This is a genomic window from Amycolatopsis rifamycinica (assembly GCF_000695625.1).
Classification (GTDB): domain Bacteria; phylum Actinomycetota; class Actinomycetes; order Mycobacteriales; family Pseudonocardiaceae; genus Amycolatopsis; species Amycolatopsis rifamycinica.
Map to the genome: position 1 here is coordinate 158,114 of NZ_JMQI01000027.1, position 17,030 is coordinate 175,143.

The 17,030-nt window shown below is 70.6% G+C and carries 19 protein-coding genes; 11 read left to right on the plus strand and 8 right to left on the minus strand.

Going from position 1 to position 17,030, the window contains the following annotated elements; genetic code table 11:
- Positions 1-21: 21 nt before the first annotated feature.
- The 3 genes from DV20_RS14090 to DV20_RS14100 all read right to left on the minus strand — a co-directional run bounded on the left by DV20_RS14090 (position 22) and on the right by DV20_RS14100 (position 1,795).
- Positions 22-402 carry a YchJ family protein gene (locus DV20_RS14090; protein ID WP_043780226.1) on the minus strand — a complete coding sequence of 127 codons (381 nt, stop codon included), beginning with the start codon at positions 400-402 and terminating at the stop codon, positions 22-24.
- 80 nt (positions 403-482) lie between these two features.
- Positions 483-1,193: a hypothetical protein gene (locus tag DV20_RS14095; protein ID WP_152603721.1), complete on the minus strand. Its 711-nt coding sequence runs from the start codon at positions 1,191-1,193 to the stop codon at positions 483-485.
- 53 nt (positions 1,194-1,246) lie between these two features.
- Complete coding sequence (locus DV20_RS14100; protein ID WP_043780228.1) at positions 1,247-1,795, minus strand: hypothetical protein; 549 nt, start codon at positions 1,793-1,795, stop codon at positions 1,247-1,249.
- 356 nt (positions 1,796-2,151) lie between these two features.
- Here DV20_RS14100 and DV20_RS14105 point away from each other — a divergent pair, with 356 nt between their 5' ends.
- Positions 2,152-3,057 (plus strand): hypothetical protein, encoded by a 906-nt coding sequence (locus tag DV20_RS14105; RefSeq protein WP_051735993.1) that lies wholly within the window; start codon positions 2,152-2,154, stop codon positions 3,055-3,057.
- A gap of 42 nt (positions 3,058-3,099) precedes the next feature.
- Here the strand turns inward: DV20_RS14105 and rnhA are convergent, their stop codons facing one another.
- Positions 3,100-3,561 carry a ribonuclease HI gene (rnhA, locus tag DV20_RS14110; RefSeq protein ID WP_043780229.1) on the minus strand — a complete coding sequence of 154 codons (462 nt, stop codon included), beginning with the start codon at positions 3,559-3,561 and terminating at the stop codon, positions 3,100-3,102.
- Between the two features lie 72 nt (positions 3,562-3,633).
- On the opposite strand from rnhA, the gene DV20_RS14115 reads away from it, so the two are divergent.
- From DV20_RS14115 to DV20_RS14125, 4 genes are all read left to right on the plus strand, one after another.
- Entirely contained in the window at positions 3,634-4,338 is a 705-nt protein-coding gene (locus tag DV20_RS14115; RefSeq protein ID WP_043780230.1) for a Crp/Fnr family transcriptional regulator, read from the plus strand.
- A gap of 112 nt (positions 4,339-4,450) precedes the next feature.
- Complete coding sequence (locus tag DV20_RS45530; protein ID WP_160169730.1) at positions 4,451-4,618, plus strand: hypothetical protein; 168 nt, start codon at positions 4,451-4,453, stop codon at positions 4,616-4,618.
- 219 nt (positions 4,619-4,837) lie between these two features.
- The gene (locus DV20_RS14120; RefSeq protein ID WP_235190835.1) at positions 4,838-5,827 is read left to right on the plus strand and encodes a hypothetical protein; all 990 of its coding nucleotides are present in this window, start codon (positions 4,838-4,840) and stop codon (positions 5,825-5,827) included.
- A gap of 21 nt (positions 5,828-5,848) precedes the next feature.
- The gene (locus DV20_RS14125) at positions 5,849-6,631 is read left to right on the plus strand and encodes a DUF1684 domain-containing protein (RefSeq protein ID WP_043780231.1); all 783 of its coding nucleotides are present in this window, start codon (positions 5,849-5,851) and stop codon (positions 6,629-6,631) included.
- 16 nt (positions 6,632-6,647) lie between these two features.
- Here the strand turns inward: DV20_RS14125 and DV20_RS14130 are convergent, their stop codons facing one another.
- From DV20_RS14130 to DV20_RS14140, 3 genes are all read right to left on the minus strand, one after another.
- A complete protein-coding gene (locus tag DV20_RS14130) occupies positions 6,648-7,148 on the minus strand; it encodes an AMIN-like domain-containing (lipo)protein (RefSeq protein ID WP_043780232.1) in 501 nt (166 codons plus the stop codon).
- A gap of 97 nt (positions 7,149-7,245) precedes the next feature.
- Positions 7,246-9,219: a UvrD-helicase domain-containing protein gene (locus tag DV20_RS14135; protein WP_043780233.1), complete on the minus strand. Its 1,974-nt coding sequence runs from the start codon at positions 9,217-9,219 to the stop codon at positions 7,246-7,248.
- A 19-nt stretch (positions 9,220-9,238) separates the two neighbouring features.
- Positions 9,239-9,916 carry an MBL fold metallo-hydrolase gene (locus DV20_RS14140; protein ID WP_043780234.1) on the minus strand — a complete coding sequence of 226 codons (678 nt, stop codon included), beginning with the start codon at positions 9,914-9,916 and terminating at the stop codon, positions 9,239-9,241.
- A 110-nt stretch (positions 9,917-10,026) separates the two neighbouring features.
- Between DV20_RS14140 and DV20_RS14145 the strand changes: the two genes are divergently transcribed.
- Entirely contained in the window at positions 10,027-11,232 is a 1,206-nt protein-coding gene (locus DV20_RS14145) for an acyltransferase family protein (protein ID WP_043780235.1), read from the plus strand.
- Between the two features lie 88 nt (positions 11,233-11,320).
- The gene (gene uvrA / locus DV20_RS14150) at positions 11,321-14,173 is read left to right on the plus strand and encodes an excinuclease ABC subunit UvrA (protein WP_043780236.1); all 2,853 of its coding nucleotides are present in this window, start codon (positions 11,321-11,323) and stop codon (positions 14,171-14,173) included.
- Between the two features lie 3 nt (positions 14,174-14,176).
- Here uvrA and DV20_RS14155 read toward each other — a convergent pair whose 3' ends face one another.
- On the minus strand, positions 14,177-14,446 hold the full coding sequence (locus DV20_RS14155; protein WP_051735994.1) for a hypothetical protein: 270 nt from the start codon (positions 14,444-14,446) through the stop codon (positions 14,177-14,179).
- Between the two features lie 222 nt (positions 14,447-14,668).
- Here DV20_RS14155 and DV20_RS14160 point away from each other — a divergent pair, with 222 nt between their 5' ends.
- The 4 genes from DV20_RS14160 (at position 14,669) to DV20_RS14175 (ending at position 17,022) form a co-directional block, all read left to right on the plus strand.
- The gene (locus tag DV20_RS14160; RefSeq protein WP_043780237.1) at positions 14,669-15,172 is read left to right on the plus strand and encodes a COG4315 family predicted lipoprotein; all 504 of its coding nucleotides are present in this window, start codon (positions 14,669-14,671) and stop codon (positions 15,170-15,172) included.
- Positions 15,173-15,317: 145 nt separating this feature from the next.
- Entirely contained in the window at positions 15,318-15,869 is a 552-nt protein-coding gene (locus tag DV20_RS14165; RefSeq protein ID WP_026469270.1) for a sigma-70 family RNA polymerase sigma factor, read from the plus strand.
- On the plus strand, positions 15,866-16,573 hold the full coding sequence (locus DV20_RS14170) for an anti-sigma factor family protein (protein WP_043780239.1): 708 nt from the start codon (positions 15,866-15,868) through the stop codon (positions 16,571-16,573). Before DV20_RS14165 ends, DV20_RS14170 begins: the two co-directional genes overlap by 4 nt.
- Positions 16,574-16,578: 5 nt before the next feature.
- Complete coding sequence (locus DV20_RS14175) at positions 16,579-17,022, plus strand: SRPBCC family protein (protein WP_043780241.1); 444 nt, start codon at positions 16,579-16,581, stop codon at positions 17,020-17,022.
- The last annotated feature ends 8 nt before the right edge of the window (positions 17,023-17,030 follow it).

Here is a 17,030-nt window from a genome sequence, read left to right on the forward strand (position 1 = left end):
AGGGCGGTGCGCGGGGCGGGTTTACGCTTCCGCGTCGAGGTAGACCCAGTGGCCGTTCTCACGCCGGAAGCGGCTGTGCTCCTCGAGGAAGCCGTCCCGGCCGTGGTGGCGGTAGTGCGCCCGGAACTCGACCGTGCCCTCGGCGTGCAGCAGGCCGCCACCGGTGCGGCCGAGGATCTCCAGCCGCGTCCACTCCTGGGCCGGGTCGAGCTTGAGCTGCCGCGGGCGGGTGTCCGGGTGCCAGGTGCGCAGCAGGTAACCGGTGTCACCGACGGCGAAGGCGCTGAACCGGGAGCGCATCAGCAGCTCGGCGGTCGGCGCGGTGAGCCCGCCACCGTGGAACCGGCCGCAGCAGGCGGCGTAGGACTCGGCGAGGCCGCACGGGCACGGAGCGGGAGGCATCGGGGAATTGTGCCACGACCGTCCACTCGACCGCGGCGAAGATCGTTATGTACGGGTCGGATGTGTTGTCTGGTGGCGATTCAGGTGCTTTTGACCTCGAGAAGCCTTCGCGATTCGACCACCTGTTCTCCTGTGCGGGTGATCAGCACCTTGTTGTCTTCGAGGTGTACGAGCGCTTTGTCGTCCAGTGCCCGTAGGGTCCGGCGCAGGTTCTTCTGCATCGAGCCTGCTACCCAGGTCGCGAGTTCGCTCACCGTCGTGGGTGTCGCGCCTCGATGATAGAGGAGAACGAGGACCGTGTCGCTCGCGCGGAGGTCGGCTCGCAGGACTTTGGGGCGGTCGCCGAACATCTGCACGGCCGGGTACTTGCGCGTGACCAGATCTGTGACGAGCCGTTGGGCGCTGTCGGCATCGACGCGTTTGCTCAACCGGACGAACTCGGCGATCACCCAGTCGAGGACGGCCGTCACCAGGGTGGCGTCCTGAAGGTTCGGGTCGATCCCGTCGGCGAGGTGTGCGATATCCCGGCTGTTGCGGATGTCGTAGACGACACGTAGGGCTCGAGGCAAGTAGATGCGCACGGCCTTGGGGAAATCGTTGGCGCTCAGGGATTCCAACGCTCTCGCGGTTTTCTCGGTGTCCAGTTGCTCGCCGATGGGTGTATGCCGACCTTTTGTCATTTGTTCGAGGATCCGGTATGCGGCCTCGCAGAACCTGCCGCCTTCCACGGCGCTGAGGCGATGTCCGCCCAGTAGATAGTTGTGCTTGGCTTCTGCGTATGCGTCGAGCAATTCTGTGGCAAGGGTGTGGTCGTATGACGATTCTAGTACGTCTCGAGCTGTGATCACTGGTCGGTCTTTTCTTCCGCCGCGCTCTTCTTGCCGCCGCTGGACCGCTTCTGCCGGTACGGGTGCTCGTGCAAGGCCGCCTTCACCGCTTCCCGGTCCGGGAGGGCCTCGACGACCGCGTCGCCGCGGGTGGTCATCTGCTTCGCCCCTTGTCCTGCTGAGACCACGTAGCCGCTCTGCCGGTCCGCGTTGTCCAAGTCCCTCGGCAGGTTGCCGAACCTCTGCCCGGCCGCCTCGAGGTTGAGGGCGGAGATGTCCGCGGCCTTGAAGTGTGGTGTGTCCCGGTGATGGGCGAGGTAGTAAGCCAGGCAAGCGATCCGCTCCACCTGTGAGCCGGGCTTCTTCCGGCTCATGAAGTCGCGAGCGCTGACCGTGTCCTTCCCGGCGCTTGCGGGTGCGTCGGACGACGGGTTCCTGGGTGGCTGATTCGAGTTCGGACCGGTCAGCGCGAGGTCGGTCAGTCCCAGTGCCTCGGTCAGCCACGACACCGCGCGCCGGCGGGCTTCCTCCGTGAGCGGACCCAGCGCTTCGAAGGAGGCCTGCATGGCTTTGAGTTCGGCGAGTCCATCTTCAGCGGATCAGCAGCTTTCGTTTCCCTCGACTCGAAATCCGTGTGCACGACGTTGCTCGGCGCTCCGTCGGCGAAGTCGTGCTCGCTGTCTCCTGGAGTCGTCGGGATCTTGTCGTCCATGGTGATCCTTTCCAGATGATCCGGCGGTGTGCTCCAAAGCTAGCGCCGAGTTGGCGCCTCTCTGTCGCAGTTGTGTCGCATGGCGTTCGGTATGTCCGCGTGGGAGCCGCATACTCGCAGGTCGCGATTCATCCACGTCACCCGGAAGCGCAGTTTTCCCGCGCTCCGATGTCACTACAATCGTCGCCGTGCAGCTTGGAGGTGCCAGTTGTGGCTGAGTCCGACCCCAACGTCCGTGCAGCCGGCGCCCTTCTGAGCCGGGTTCTTGCCGAATCTCCGCCCTATCGCGCGAAGTGGCGGGCCTTGACTTCGCGGGTCACGGGGAAGTTGAACCAGTCCGCGATCGCGAAGGTGATCGAACTCTATTTGTGGGAGCAAGACCCGACGGGCGCTGAGCGTACGGCGCGCATGCTCAAGGACCGGGTGGGTCGTGCCTTGTCCGGACGGTCTCTCTCGGACGAGACGCTGAGCTGGTTCCTGGAAGCGTTCGAAATGACGGACACGGACCGGACGCACCTTCGCGAGGTCTACGAAGGCCGACACACGCCGACCAGTGAAATCGCCCATACGCTGCGAAGCAGGCGAGAGATGATCCGCGGGCAGCGGCATCGCACGGTCAACCTGGTCGAACGGTATGACGTCACCGACGGGCGCCTGAACGTGCGTCGCACGACGCACACGATCCGGGCGATCGAGGACGGCGTTGACATCTACCTCTTCAACCACGAGCCGGAGGCCTCGCGTATCGAGGTCGCCTACGGCGGGCAGCTTGGGCAGAGCCACGAGTACGGTCGCGGCCTGCGAAGCGTCGAAATCGAGCTTGACCGGCCGTTGCAGAAAGATGAGACATCGGCGCTCGAGTACTGCGCTGTCTTCGACCGGCGTTCCGCAGGTCTGACGGAAGTGCGAAGGGCGGCGTTCGCCAGAGCCGAAAACGTCGACATGGCTGTCACGTTCACCGGCAGAGTCCCACGCCGAGTTTGGTGGTGCGTGTGGGCGGACCACCTCGACGGCTCACCGGTCGACGAGGAGCCGATCGAACTCGTCAACTCGGCGACGAGGAGGTTCGTACGGTCGATGGAAAACACGGTCGTGGGATTCCGGTGGGAGTGGTGACGACGACGCGCTCGGGAGCGGAGGCTACCCGTTCGCCGGGCACTAACCGGCGTTGACCGGCTTCCCGCTTTCCCGTGCCTCCTGGGCACCCCGCACCGCGAGCCGGTCCGCTCGCTCGTTCTCCGGGTGGCCCGCGTGGCCCTTGACCCACAGCCACTCGACCTCGTGCTCGCTCACCGCCGCGTCGAGGCGCTGCCACAGGTCCGCGTTCTTCACCGGTTCGCGCGCCGCCGTCTGCCAGCCGTTGTTCTTCCAGCGGGGCAGCCACTGCGTGATGCCGTTGCGGACGTACGTGCTGTCCGTGAACACCCGCACCCGCGACGGCCGGGTCAGGCTCTCCAGTGCGCGGATCGGCGCGGTCAGCTCCATCCGGTTGTTCGTCGTCGGCGTGGCTTCGCCGCCGTACAGCTCGCGCTCGTGCCTGCCGTAGCGCAGCACCGCGCCCCAGCCGCCCGGTCCGGGGTTCCCGCTGCACGCGCCGTCGGTGTAGATCTCCACGTCCACGCGGCGACCCTACCGGTCGCCCCTCGCCGAAGGTCACCACGCCGGGTTACGGTGAACCTCCGGAGGGGAACCATGGGCGGATACGACGACACAGCGGACGGGGCACTGCTGGCCTGCCTCGCCGAGGCCGATCGCGACTACCTGACGTCCCGCAGCACCCTTCGCCGGTTCCGCGCGAACCAGGTCGTGCTGATGGAGGGCGACCCGTCCGACCACGTCCACGTGCTGGTCACCGGCTGGGTGCGCGTCTCCTCGATCCTCGAGGACGGCCGCGAGGTGCTCTTCGGGCTGCGGGGCCCCGGCGAAGTGCTCGGCGACCTCGCCGCGGTCACCGGGCGGCCGCGGTCGGCGTCGGTGCGCGCGATCGAGCCCTGCTCCGTCTTCCAGTTCACCGGCGCGGAGTTCATCGACGTGCTGCACGCGCGGCCGGCGATCGCCGTCGCGACGATCAAGACGGTCGCCGCCCGGCTCCGCGACGCCGAATCCGCCCGGGTCGACTCGGCCGCCTTCGACGTCAGCCGCCGCGTCGCGGTGGTCCTGGTCCGGCTGGCCGACGAGCGCGGCCGGACCGTGCCGGAGGGCGTGGTCGTCGACGCGCTGTCGCAGGAGGACATCGCCGCGCAGATCGGCGCCGCCCGGCGTACCGTCGCACGGGCGCTGCGGGTGCTGCGGGACCGTGAGATCGTCGAAACCGGCCGCCGCCGGTTCCTCATCCGCGAACTGCGCGTGCTGCGCGCCTTCGCCCGCTCTGAGTCAAACGGCACACAACACCCGTGACAGCGGACATGTGACGGATCCACCGCCCGGGTGATGCTGGAAACCGGCCGGGAACGAAGGCGATGCCCACCGGCCGGAGTTTCCTTTCCAGCGAGGTCGGGGAGTCCTTGTCGTGAACGTCTACTGCAAGATTTTGACCCTGGTGAAATCGGTCTTCGCCGCGTTCGTGGTCGGCGCCCTCGCGGGTTTCGCGGTGGCCGCCGGAAGCGCGGCGGAACCGGCCGCGCCGACGTTCCACGGCTCCGCGCCGCTCTCCGCCTCGGCCTGGGTACAGCGATGAGGAGGTGTGTCTGATGGAGAGCCACTCGATCTGGGCCCTGCTGTCCGGGGTGAACTGACCCGCGGTGCGTCCCGGCCGGCCGGCTCGTGGGGGGCCGGCCGGCCGGGCGTTCCGCCATTGCCCGCCGGCTTTTCCGGGGAGAACGGAAACGATGACGTGACCAAATTTCCCGCGCGCGGGCGAAGGGGTGGACCGACGGAAGACCACACCTTCCCGTTCGTGCGCGAGCTGAACGAACTGCGCCGCGGCCGCGGTCTCGACGCGGCCGACCTGCACCAGCGGATCGGCCCCTGCCTGCGGGCGGCGTGCGCGATCGCCGAGACCGACCCGCCCGCCGCCGCGCGCCAGAAGCTCGTGCTGCGGCTCACCGAGCTGTGCGGGCGGCTGCCGCCGGACCTGAAGCTGGCCGCGCTGGCGGCGCTCGGCCTGCACGAGGAGGCCGCCGGCGAGTTCCTCGACCGGCGGATCTCGTGGCTGGCCAGCGTCCTCGACCGCGACCCGCGCACCGCCCGCCGCCGGATCGACCTGGCGTTCCGCCGGCTCGGCGAGCTGCTCGGCGCGCCCGCGCCGCGCGGTGACTCACACCCGCTGGCCGGCTGGTACGTCGAGTCGATGAAGGCGATGCTCCGGCTCGACCGCACCCCGACGGAGCTGCAGGACGAACGCCGGATCGTCGCGGAGGCCGACGAGCTCGACGAGCTGGTCCTGCCGGTCAGCGTGCCGGCCGGCCCCGGCTGCGATCCGGTGCCGGACATCACCGCGGACGCGCTGTACGGCGGCGAAATCGTCGAAGCGCGCCAGGTGTCGGCGAGCCACGCGCAGTTCGTCCTGCGGCTGCCGAGCCCGCTGCGGCTCGGCCAGCGCCACGAGTACGGCATCCGGTTCACGCCGAAGCGCACGGGACTGCGGCCGTACTACGCGATGACGCCGTTGCGCCGGTGCGAGGAGTTCTCGGTGCGGGTCCGGTTCGACCGGGCGGCACCGCCGTCGCGGGTGTGGCGGCTCAACGGCGTGCCGGGCCGGGTGGTCGACGACGGCGTCGACTCGGGCGACGCGCTGACGGTCAACCGGGTCGGCGAGGTCGCCCTCGAGTTCCACGACCTGCGCCAGGGCCTCAGCTACGGGCTGCAGTGGTCCTTCGACCGGGAGGGGAGTCCGGATACTGGGACGCGGAATAGCGGCACGGAGCCCGGGTTGGCACAGTCGTAGCCGACGGAGAAGGGGTCCGCGATGAGCACGTTCACCCAGGAGTGGCAGGACTGGAAGGCCCGGCGCGAGAGCGACCTGGCCGAGCCGCACGGCTGGCTGGCGCTGGTTTCCCTCGACTGGCTGACTGACGCCCCGCGGGAGTACCCCGGCATCCCGGGCCGCTGGTGGCAGGACGCCGACGCGGCGTACGTCGACCCGGCCGGCGCGTCGCTGTCCCACGAGGGGGAACCGATCACCGGCGTCCGGCGGTTCGAACTGGTCAACAGCGGCGCGGGCACGCGGGTGCTGGCCGGTGACGTCGAGATCGAGGTGGCCCGCCGGTCGGGGTACCTGATCCGCGTCCACGACCCGAAGGCCGAGGTGCTGCGCGAGTTCCGCGGTGTCCCGGCGTACGAGCCGTCGCCGTCCTGGGTGCTGCCCGGGCGGTTCGAAGCCTTCGCCGAGCCGCGGCCGACCACCGTGGGCGCGGTCGTGGAAGGCCTGAGCCACGTCTACACGGCGCCGGGCGTCGTCCGCTTCTCCCACGGCGGGGCGTCGCACACGCTGACGGCGTTCAACGGCAAGGACGGCGGCCTCAGCATCCTCTTCACCGACGAAACCAGCGGCGTGACGACCTACGCGGCCAACCGGTCGCTGCCGGTCGGGGCACCGGCGGCGGACGGTTCGGTGACGCTGGACTTCAACCGCGCGGTGAACCTGCCGTGCGCGTTCACGGACTTCGCGACGTGCCCGCTGCCGCCGGACGGCAACCACCTGCCGTTCGCGGTCGAGGCGGGGGAGAAGATCCCGTACGAGCGCGGGTGACTCCCCCGCCCGCCGGTCAGTGGGCGACGTCGATGACGACGCGGTTGGGCGCGGTGAGCGTGAAGACGTTCACCGCGGTCCGCGACCGCACGCCGAGCCCGAAGGAAACCTGGCCCTCGAAGTCCCCGGTGACGGCGACGGCCATGACGTTGCGCAGGTCCCGCGTCCGGAACTTCGACGGCCCGGGGTAGGTGACGGCGCCGCTGTCGTCGTGCGCGGCCGCCGGCGTGACGGCGACCTGGACGAAGAACTCCCCGGTGAGCCACACGATTTCCCCGCTGGCGTCGGCGGTCAGCTCGTCGACGAGCCGGTAGGAGACGCTGGGGGCGGGCCCGCCGGAGAAATCGAGCACGACCCGGTCGAACCCGGTGTTGAGCCCGGTCCGGATGCCGGTCATGGTGGGCGTGGCCGGCGGAACGGGATCGGCGGCCTGCGCGGGCCCCGCGGCGGCGAGGAGCCCGCCGCCGGCGAGCAGCAGCGTGACGGCGGCGAGTGCGCGCCGCTTCGGTCTGGACATGGTGGGCCTCCTGGCGAGCGAACCGATGGAAGTCCCAGCGCTGGGTCTGCTGGGGACGCCCGGTTCGTCCGGGAAGTTGCCCCGGTGCCCGCTATCGTTACCCGGCTGCTCCGTCCGTGTCCGCGACGTCCTCGACGACGCCCCACCAGAGGAAGTCACGCGCCCGCGTCGCCGCGACGAGGCGTTGCCGGTCGCGCAGCTCGGCCGCCTCGTCCGCGGCGGCCCCGCCTTCGCCCGCACCGGCGGGGAACTCGACGACCAGCACGGCCTGGAAGTCGAGGCCTTTCGCCCGGTGCACGGTGCCCACCTTGAGGTGGTCGTCGGGCGCCCCGGAGTAGTCGTCGAGGGACAGGACGGGGATGCCGGCTTCGCGCAGGATCCGGCGGCACCGCACGAGGTCCTGGCGCTGGAAGAGGATGAGCGCGGTCTGCCCGAGCGGGGCCGTCAGCCCGGCGATCCGCCGGGTCAGTTCGGCGGCGAGGTCCGCTTCGGTGCCGCGCCAGGACACCGCCGCCCCGCCGGTGTTGCCCGCTTCCGCGTTCTTCAGGGCCACCCCGGACGCGCCGTCGAGGTCGTCGACCTCGTTGACCGCGTCGAACTGCTGGGCGAAGGCGAGGACTTCGGTGCGGTTGCGGTAGTTGACCCTCAGCACCTCGCCCCGGCCCAGCACCGGGATGCCCGCGTCGGACAGGCGCCAGCCGCCCGGGTAGACCTGCTGCTGGCCGTCGCCGACCAGCAGGAGCTGGTTCGGTCCGGTGCCGGCGAGCTCCTTGATCAGCCGCAGCCCGTTCAAGGTGATGTCCTGCACCTCGTCGACGACCACCGCGGCGTAGCGGGTTTCCAGCGGCTGCCGCCGCAGTTCGGCCAGTGCGATGTCGATCACGTCGTTGTAGTCGTGCAGGCCGCGTTCGGCGAGCATTTCCTGGTACGTCTCGTAGAACTGCCACACCGCGGCCTTCTGCTCGAACCCCAGCCGGAGTTCGCGGCCCCGGCGCACGGCCGGACGGCGGTACTCCTCGAGCGTGGTGAACCCGCGTCCCTTGATGACGCGGTCGAGCTCGGTCCGCCAGTACTCGTCGTGCCGCTCGATCGGCTCCAGCACGGCGCGGTGCCGCGACCACGCGCGGCCGAACGCGGTCCGCACCCCGCGCGCGTCGACCTCGACGGGCCGGCCCCGTCCGGTCAGGAACCGGCGCACCCAGGCGTGCAGGTGGACGAATTCGGCCCGGCCGCCGAATTCCGGGGCCAGGCGGCGGAAAGCGGCCTCATGCACGGGCGGCAGGGTGCGCACGAAGGTGGTGAACAGCAGGGGCCCGGCACTCCGGCGGGCCACGTGCCGCAGCCGGTGCAGCGCGACGACGGTCTTCCCGGTGCCGGCCGGCCCGCTGATCCGCGCCGGCCCGCGGTAGTCGCGCGTGACGATCGCCCGCTGGTGCGGGTGCAGGAAGGTCAGCCACGAGTCGAACGGCCGCAGCTGCGCGGCGGCGACCTCGGCCTCGACGAGGCGGCCGGCGTCGAGGAACCCGGCCGCGGACGCTTCGTGCGCGGGTGGCCGGACACGCAGCGGGACGTAGCCGTCGAGGATCCGCGCGGCCTGCTCGCCGATCGCGTCGATCTGCCGCCGGGTGAGGTGCGGCGCGGTGCGCTTGAACAGCTTCGCCACCTCGGGCTCCGCGAGGACCCGGAACGGCCCGGGATCCGGGAGCGCGACCGGGGGCCCCGGCGTGATCAGCACGAAGTGGACGGCACTGCCGGTCAGTTCCCGCCCGCGGCCGTCCCGGATGCCGGCGCAGCTTTCCTCGGCGTGCCGCACGAGCGCGTGCAGGCCGGGCCGTTCCGGCGGGCCGGCGGCGACGGTGACGGCGAAGAGGCCTTCGGGGCCGAGGAGGAAGGCGTCCGCACGCGCGTCGGGCGGATCGGCGCGCACGAAGAGCCGCCAGTTCCCGGCGGTCTCGACGAGCAGGGCGGTGAGGATCCGGCGCCGGTCGGCGCCGAGGCGCGGGACGTGCTCCGCCAGCAGCGCCGAAGCCTGCTGCTGGAGCACCCGCCTGGCGTGCTTGGTGAGACCCACCGCCCCTCCCCGTCGTCGTTCACCAGCCGCGCTCGCGCCACTCCTCCAGCTTCGGCCGCTCGGCGCCCAGCGTCGAATCGTCGCCGTGGCCCGGGTAGAACCACGTCTCGTCCGGCAGCTCGCCGAAGACCCGCGTCTCCACGTCGTCCAGCAGCGAGGTGAAGTTCTCCGGCGACGACGTCTTGCCGACCCCGCCCGGGAACAGCGAGTCGCCCGTGAACAGGTGCGGGTGGCCGGCCGGGTCGCGGTACAGGAGGGCGATCGACCCCGGCGTGTGGCCCCGCAGGTGGATCACCGACAGCGTGACCTGGCCCACCGCCAGCGTGTCACCGTGCTCGACCAGGAAGTCCGGGGGGACCGGCAACGGCCCGGCGTCCAGCGGGTGGGCCGCCGTGTTCGCTCCGTTCGCGCCCGCCACCGCGCCCAGGGCCTGCCAGTGGTCCTGGTGCTGGTGGGTGGTGACGACCGTCTTCAGCGCCGGGCGGTCCGGGCCGTGGCCGATCAGGTCCGAAATGCGCTCCGGGTCGCTCGCCGCGTCGATCAGCAGCGCCTCGTTCGACGAGCGGCACACCAGGAGGTACGCGTTGTTGTCCATCGGGCCGACGGACAGCTTGGTGATGGTCAGCGCGTCCAGGGTGCGCCGGGTGGCGTCGCCGCCCGGGTCGACGTGTCCGGTGTAGGTGTCCACGATGTTCACCCGGCACACGGTAGTCGTTTCGCGCCAAGCGGTTCCACCCGCACAAGCGCGCGGGCGCCGCGGCACGTAGGCTCATCGCGACCCCCTGCCAGCCCGACCTCAGGACGACCGTGCCCACCTCCCCGACGCCGCGCCGGATCAGCTGGGACCTCCTCCGGGTCGTCGCCGTCGCCGCGGTCGTCCTCGGGCACATCACCCACCAGGGCGCGCTGCTCCACCCGGAACTCACGGGGTACCCCGTGCGGGTGACCGCGCAGTTCGGGGCCGCGATCCTGCTGGTGATCTCCGCCTTCTTCGTTTGCGCGAGCCTGCGCAAGGGCAATCCCCGCCGGTGGCTCTGGAACCGCGTCGCGCGCTTGGTGCCCGCGTACCTGGTCGCCGTCCTGGTGACCTACCTCGTGACGCGGTGGGCCGCCGTCTCCTTCAGCGGCCTGTCCTACCCGCCCGGCGTCACCGGGTTCCTCTTCGGCGTGCCGCCGGGGCCGCCGACGGACCCCTCGCCCTGGTACATCCCGACGTGGCTGGACCTGGTCGCCAACCTCGGCATGGTGCAGGAGTGGGGCATCCGGACCGAGACCTTCTACTACCTCGACGGCTCCTACTGGACGCTGCCGGTGCAGCTGATGGCCTTCACCGGCGCAGCCCTGCTGTGGCCGCGGCCGTGGCGCACCCACCGGCTGACCGTCGCGCTGCTGTGGGCGCTGATCCTCGTCCCGCTCGCGCTGCGCTTCGCCGTCTTCCCGCCGGGGACGGCGAGCCCGGTCGTCGAGACCTTCTACTACGGCCTGGGCCTGCACCGCCTGCACGTCTTCGCCGCCGGCGTCGCGATCTGGCTGTGGGCGCAGCGCCGGCTCAAGACCTGGCACGTCGCGCTCTTCGCGGCCGCCGCCGTCGCCGCGCAGGACCTGCAGGTGTTCCCGTTCCACGTCGCGCTGCCGCAGGACGCCGAGCGCTGGCCCTCCACGATCGGGTTCGCGGTCCTGCTCCTGCTGGTCTGCCTGGCCGCCCGCGGCCCGGACTGGCGGCTCCCGGGGCTGGCCCGGATCGCCCCGGCCGTCACCTGGCTCGCGGGCATCTCGTATGGTCTTTACCTGGTGCACCAGGAACTGGGTTACGTCCTGGCCCGTGCCCTGCTCGACGCCGGTCTCCCCGGCTGGCTGCGGCTCCCCGTGGTCGCCGGCGCCGCCGTGCTGGCCGGCTGGGCGGTCACCGCGGGGGTCGAACGCCCGGCCCACCGGTGGCTCACCAGACGCCGGAAGCCCGAAGAACCGCAGGTCAAGGACGCGGAACCCGTTTTTGTCGGTGGTGGCTCGTAGCATGGATCGCGGCCACCCGTGCAGCCGTTTGAGCGACACAGACCGGGTCGGCGACCGCAGCTGAGAATGACATTGAGAGGACCCTGGCGTGGCTGATCGCCTCGTTGTTCGCGGTGCCCGCGAGCACAACCTCCGCGGCGTGGATCTCGACCTGCCCCGCGACAGCCTGATCGTGTTCACCGGCCTGTCCGGGTCGGGGAAGTCGAGCCTCGCCTTCGACACCATCTTCGCCGAGGGGCAGCGCCGCTACGTCGAGTCGCTCTCGGCGTACGCCCGGCAGTTCCTCGGGCAGATGGACAAGCCCGACGTCGACTTCATCGAGGGCCTCTCGCCCGCGGTGTCGATCGACCAGAAGTCGACCTCGCGCAACCCGCGTTCGACGGTGGGCACGATCACCGAGGTCTACGACTACCTGCGGCTGCTCTACGCCCGCGCCGGCAAGGCGCACTGCCCCAAGTGCGGCGAGGCGATCAGCAAGCAGACCCCGCAGCAGATCGTCGACCAGGTGCTGGCGATGGCGGAGGGCACCCGGTTCCAGGTGCTCGCGCCGGTGGTGCGCGGCCGCAAGGGCGAGTACGTCGACCTGTTCGAGAACCTGCAGCAGCAGGGCTACGCGCGCGTGGTCGTCGACGGCACCATGCACGCGCTCACCGACCCGCCGAAGCTGAAGAAGCAGGAGAAGCACCAGATCGGCGTGGTCATCGACCGCCTGACCGTGAAGGCGGCGTCGCGGCAGCGGCTCACCGACTCGGTCGAGACGGCGCTGCGCCTGGCCGACGGGCTGATCGAGCTCGAGTTCGTCGACCTGCCGGAGAACGACCCGCACCGCATCCGCGGCTTCTCCGAGAACCTGGCCTGCCCGAACGGTCACCCCCTGGCCATCGAGGACCTCGAGCCCCGCTCGTTCTCCTTCAACTCGCCCTACGGCGCCTGCCCCGAGTGCACCGGCATCGGCATCCGCAAGGAGGTCGACCCGGAACTGGTGGTCCCGGACGACGAGCTGTCGCTGGCCGAGGGCGCGATCGCGCCGTGGTCGGGCGGGCAGAGCGCGGACTACTTCGTCCGGCTGCTCGAGTCGTTGTCGGAGACCATCGGCTTCCGGATGGACACGCCGTGGCGGCGGCTGCCCGCGCGCGCCCAGAAGGCGGTGCTGCACGGCGTCGACGAGCAGGTCCACGTCCGCTACAAGAACCGCTACGGCCGCCAGCGCTCGTACTACGCGAACTTCGAGGGCGTCATCCCGTTCCTCGAGCGGCGCCAGGAGCAGACCGAGTCCGAGTACATGCGCGAGCGGTACGAGGGCTACATGCGCGAGGTGCCGTGCCCGGCCTGCCAGGGCACCCGGCTCAAGCCGGAGATCCTCGCGGTGACGCTGCAGCACAAGACCCGCGGCGACATGTCCATCGCCGAGGTCTGCGCGCTGTCCATCGCGGAGGCGTCGCAGTTCCTCGACGAGCTGGAGCTGGGCCAGCGCGAGGCGATGATCGCCGGCGCGGTGCTCAAGGAGATCCAGGCGCGCCTGCGCTTCCTGCTCGACGTCGGCCTGACGTACCTCTCGCTCGACCGCGCGTCGGCCACGCTGTCGGGCGGCGAGGCGCAGCGCATCCGGCTGGCGACGCAGATCGGGTCCGGTCTGGTCGGCGTGCTGTACGTGCTCGACGAGCCGTCGATCGGCCTGCACCAGCGGGACAACCACCGGCTGATCGAGACGCTGACCCGGCTGCGGAACCTCGGCAACACGCTGATCGTCGTCGAGCACGACGAGGACACCATCCGCTCCAGCGACTGGGTGGTCGACATCGGCCCGGGCGCGGGCGAGCACGGCGGCCACATCGTCCACAGTGGACCGTACAAGAAGCTGCTCAAGAGCAAGGAATCGCTGACCGGGCAGTACCTGTCCGGCCGCCGCCGGATCGAGGTGCCCGCCATCCGGCGGCCGATCGACAAGAAGCGGCAGCTGACCGTGGTGGGCGCGCGCGAGCACAACCTGCGCGGGCTCGACGTCTCGTTCCCGCTCGGCTGCCTGGTCTCGGTCACCGGCGTGTCCGGCTCGGGCAAGTCGACACTGGTCAACGACATCCTCGCGACGGTGCTGGCGAACAAGCTCAACGGCGCCCGCCAGGTGCCGGGCCGGCACACCCGGGTCAACGGCCTGAACAACGTCGACAAGCTGGTGCGCGTCGACCAGTCGCCGATCGGGCGGACCCCGCGGTCCAACCCGGCCACCTACACCGGCGTCTGGGACCACGTCCGCAAGCTGTTCGCCGCGACGACCGAGGCGAAGGTGCGCGGCTACCAGCAGGGCCGGTTCTCGTTCAACGTCAAGGGCGGCCGCTGCGAAGCGTGCGCCGGCGACGGCACGATCAAGATCGAGATGAACTTCCTGCCGGACGTCTACGTCCCGTGCGAGGTCTGCAAGGGCGCCCGGTACAACCGGGAGACCCTCGAGGTGCACTACAAGGGCAAGACCGTCTCGGACGTCCTCGACATGCCCATCGAGGAGGCCGCGCAGTTCTTCGAGCCGATCAAGGCCATCCACCGCCACCTGCAGACGCTGGTGGACGTCGGCCTCGGCTACGTCCGGCTCGGCCAGCCCGCGCCGACGCTGTCCGGCGGTGAGGCGCAGCGCGTCAAGCTGGCCAGCGAGCTGCAGAAGCGCTCCACCGGCAAGACGGTGTACATCCTCGACGAGCCGACCACGGGCCTGCACTTCGAGGACATCAACAAGCTGATCGGCGTGATCAACGGCCTGGTCGACAAGGGCAACTCGGTGATCGTGATCGAGCACAACCTCGACGTGATCAAGACCTCCGACTGGATCATCGACATGGGTCCGGAGGGCGGCTCGGGCGGTGGCACGGTCGTGGCCGAGGGCACGCCGGAGTACGTGGCGGGCATCGAGGAGAGCTACACCGGCCAGTTCCTGAAGACGGTTCTCTAGCGGCTACCGCTCCTTCCCCGTGGGCTGCTGGACCACGGGGGAGAGCGGGCCGTAGTACAGCGTCCGGAGCCGGTGGGCCGGTGCGCCCGGCCACGGGATCTCCGACGTGAAGGTCACCGTGCCGCCCGCGGTCACCGCGGGCAGCTCCGTCGAGACCGGACCGGTGAACGGCCGCACCCGGTAGGGGAACGGCGTCTCCGGGATCAGGCCCAGGTGAGAGCCGGAACAGCCCGCGGCCGGCAGCGCGACCAGGACGAGGGGTTTGCCGGGCACGGCGGCCTCCCGAACGGCCGGGGCGGAGGTGCGGACGTGCGCAGCCTAGGAACCCCGCCCGCACGGCGACAAGATCGTGCCGATCACCGGGTCGCACCAATCCGCCCGCGAACCGGCACCGAACCGGCGTCGACCCGGCTGAACCGTTTTCCGCTCGCGGCCGTGTCCCAGGTGTCGAGGTCCGCCGGACGGCGGTGCCGCCCTCACCGAGGAGAGAACGTCATGAACCGTATCCGGCCGGTGGTCGTCAGCGCCGTGGCGCTGGTCGCCGTCGCCTCCTTGTCCGCCTGCGGCGAGATGGCCGACGGCGCCCAAGGGCCGCAACACGGGGAACCGGGGCACAAGATGCTCCAGGTCGCCACGGTCAACGGTGTCGGCGCGGTGGTCACCGACGCCGACGGCAAGACGCTCTACCGCTTCGACAAGGACATCTCCCAGCCGCCGACGTCCAACTGCGACGGCGAGTGCGCCACCCAGTGGCCGCCGATGCTGGCCGGGGTGGCCACACCGATGCTGAAGGGCATCCAGGACACCCAGGTGGGCACGACGACCCGCAAGGACGGCAGCAAGCAGATCACCCTGAACGGCTGGCCGCTGTACGAGTTCGCGGGCGACAAGGCCGCGGGCGACATGAACGGCCAGGGCGCCAACGGCACGTGGTTCGCCGTCGCGCCGGACGGCAGCAAGATCACCGCGGCGAGCAAGGCCGGCGGCGCCGGGTACTGACGGACGACGGGTTTCCGGGCAAACGAGGAAGGACGGGCAGCCGATGAACACCATGGTCGCGCTGCGCTCGGCGCACGCACCGCCGGTGGAGCTGAGGGTTGCACTACTGTCCTCGACGACTCAGAACACCGTCGGGAGGACGAGGGTGGCCATAGGAGGCAGGCGGCCTAAGAAGGCCAAAGGCGAAGACCTGATTCGGCAGCTGTACGCCGAACACGGGCGAAGCCTGCTGGCCTACGCGACGAGGCTGACCGGTGATCGGGCGGCAGCCGAGGACGTGGTCCAGGAGACGCTCGTCCGGGCGTGGAAACACGCGGACGATCTGCAGAACGACGGGAAAGGCTCGGTGCGCGGCTGGTTGCTGACCGTCGCGCGCAACCTGGTCACCGACCGGGCACGGGCCCGGGCGGCACGGCCACAAGAAGTGGCCGAACCGGCCGAAGGCGTGCCTACCCCGGCCGTCGAGCGGGACCACGCCCAGGGCGTGGTCGACTCGATGACCGTGCTCGGCGCGATGGACGGGCTGTCCAACGAGCATCGAGAGGTCCTGGTGGAGATCTACTACCGGGGACGGACGGTGGCCGAAGCGGCGAGAACACTGGGCGTCGCACCGGGTACCGTGAAATCAAGGTCGTACTACGCACTACGAGCACTCAGAGCAGCGATGATTTCGAGCGGAACGGAGGTGGCGCGATGAACTCGGTGGACGAGAGTCACACGCAGCTCGGCGCGTACGCCCTCGGCGCGCTCGATGCGAGCGAGGCGGCCGACTTCGAGCGGCGGCACCTGCAGACCTGCGCGCAGTGCCGGTTCGACCTGAACGAGCTCGTGGCCCTGCGCGACTCGCTCGACGAGGTACCGCCCGAGGCGTTCCTCGACGGGCCGCCCGAGGGCGGGGACCTGCTGCTGCAGAAGACCCTGCGCCGGGTGCGCGACGAGGAAGGACGCGCGGCTCCGGCCCGGACGTCACGGCGGGGCCTGGCCCTGGTCGCGGCGGCGGTGCTGGTGGTGGCCGCCCTCGGCGGCGGCGTGCTGGTGGGAAGGCAGACGGCGTCCTCCGACGTCGCGGTGCCGGTTCAGCCGACGGTGGTGCCCGGCACGAAGGACGTCCGGGCGACGGACGCCTCGACCGGCGTGCAGCTGGCCGCGTCGGTGGCCCCGTTCCAGGGCTGGGTCAAGGTGAACGTGGCGGTGAAGGGCGTTCAGGCCGGGGAGAAGTGCTTGCTGCAGGTGACCACCAAGGGCGGCCAGACGGTGACCGCCGGCAGCTGGCAGGTGTCGGAGAAGTGGGAGAGCCAGGGCTTCTCGCTCGACGGGTCGGCGCTGGTCGCCCCCGACGACGTGAAGTCGGTCGACATCGTCACGGTGGACGGCCGGAAGCTGGTCTCGGCTCAGGTTTGACGAGCATGACGGGTGCGCAGTACCGGTTCCGCAGCACGTGGCTGCTGCCCGGAACCGCGCCCGAGCGGGTGTTCGACGTGGTCACCGACCTCGCCGGCTACCCGCGGTGGTGGTCGGACGTCCGCGCGGTGCGCCGCGTGGACGACGACACCGCCGAGCTGGTTTGCCGGTCCCGGCTGCCGTTCCGGATCGTCGTCCGGATGCACCGGGACCACCAGGACGAGCGCACGGGCCTGATGCGGGTCAGGCTCAGTGGCGACCTCGACGGGACCCTGACGGGAGCGGTCCGCGCGGCGGGCGCGGGCACGCTGCTGGAGATCACCCAGGACGTCCAGGCCCGGAAGAAGTTGCTGCGGCGCTTCGACACGGTGGCCCGGCCGCTCTTCCGCGCGAACCACGCGCTGATGATGCGGCGGGGCCACCGTGGGCTTTCCGCCTACCTCGCGTGACCAAGGCC

What these genes read in the sequence shown, in the direction of transcription:
- DV20_RS14090 (WP_043780226.1), bottom strand. Translation starts at nt 402, where the DNA reads ATGCCTCCCGCTCCGTGCCCGTGCGGCCTCGCCGAGTCCTACGCCGCC.
- DV20_RS14100 (WP_043780228.1), bottom strand. Translation starts at nt 1,795, where the DNA reads ATGCAGGCCTCCTTCGAAGCGCTGGGTCCGCTCACGGAGGAAGCCCGC.
- DV20_RS14115 (WP_043780230.1), top strand. Translation starts at nt 3,634, where the DNA reads ATGGGCGGATACGACGACACAGCGGACGGGGCACTGCTGGCCTGCCTC.
- DV20_RS14125 (WP_043780231.1), top strand. Translation starts at nt 5,849, where the DNA reads ATGAGCACGTTCACCCAGGAGTGGCAGGACTGGAAGGCCCGGCGCGAG.
- DV20_RS14130 (WP_043780232.1), bottom strand. Translation starts at nt 7,148, where the DNA reads ATGTCCAGACCGAAGCGGCGCGCACTCGCCGCCGTCACGCTGCTGCTC.
- DV20_RS14160 (WP_043780237.1), top strand. Translation starts at nt 14,669, where the DNA reads ATGAACCGTATCCGGCCGGTGGTCGTCAGCGCCGTGGCGCTGGTCGCC.
- DV20_RS14170 (WP_043780239.1), top strand. Translation starts at nt 15,866, where the DNA reads ATGAACTCGGTGGACGAGAGTCACACGCAGCTCGGCGCGTACGCCCTC.
- DV20_RS14175 (WP_043780241.1), top strand. Translation starts at nt 16,579, where the DNA reads ATGACGGGTGCGCAGTACCGGTTCCGCAGCACGTGGCTGCTGCCCGGA.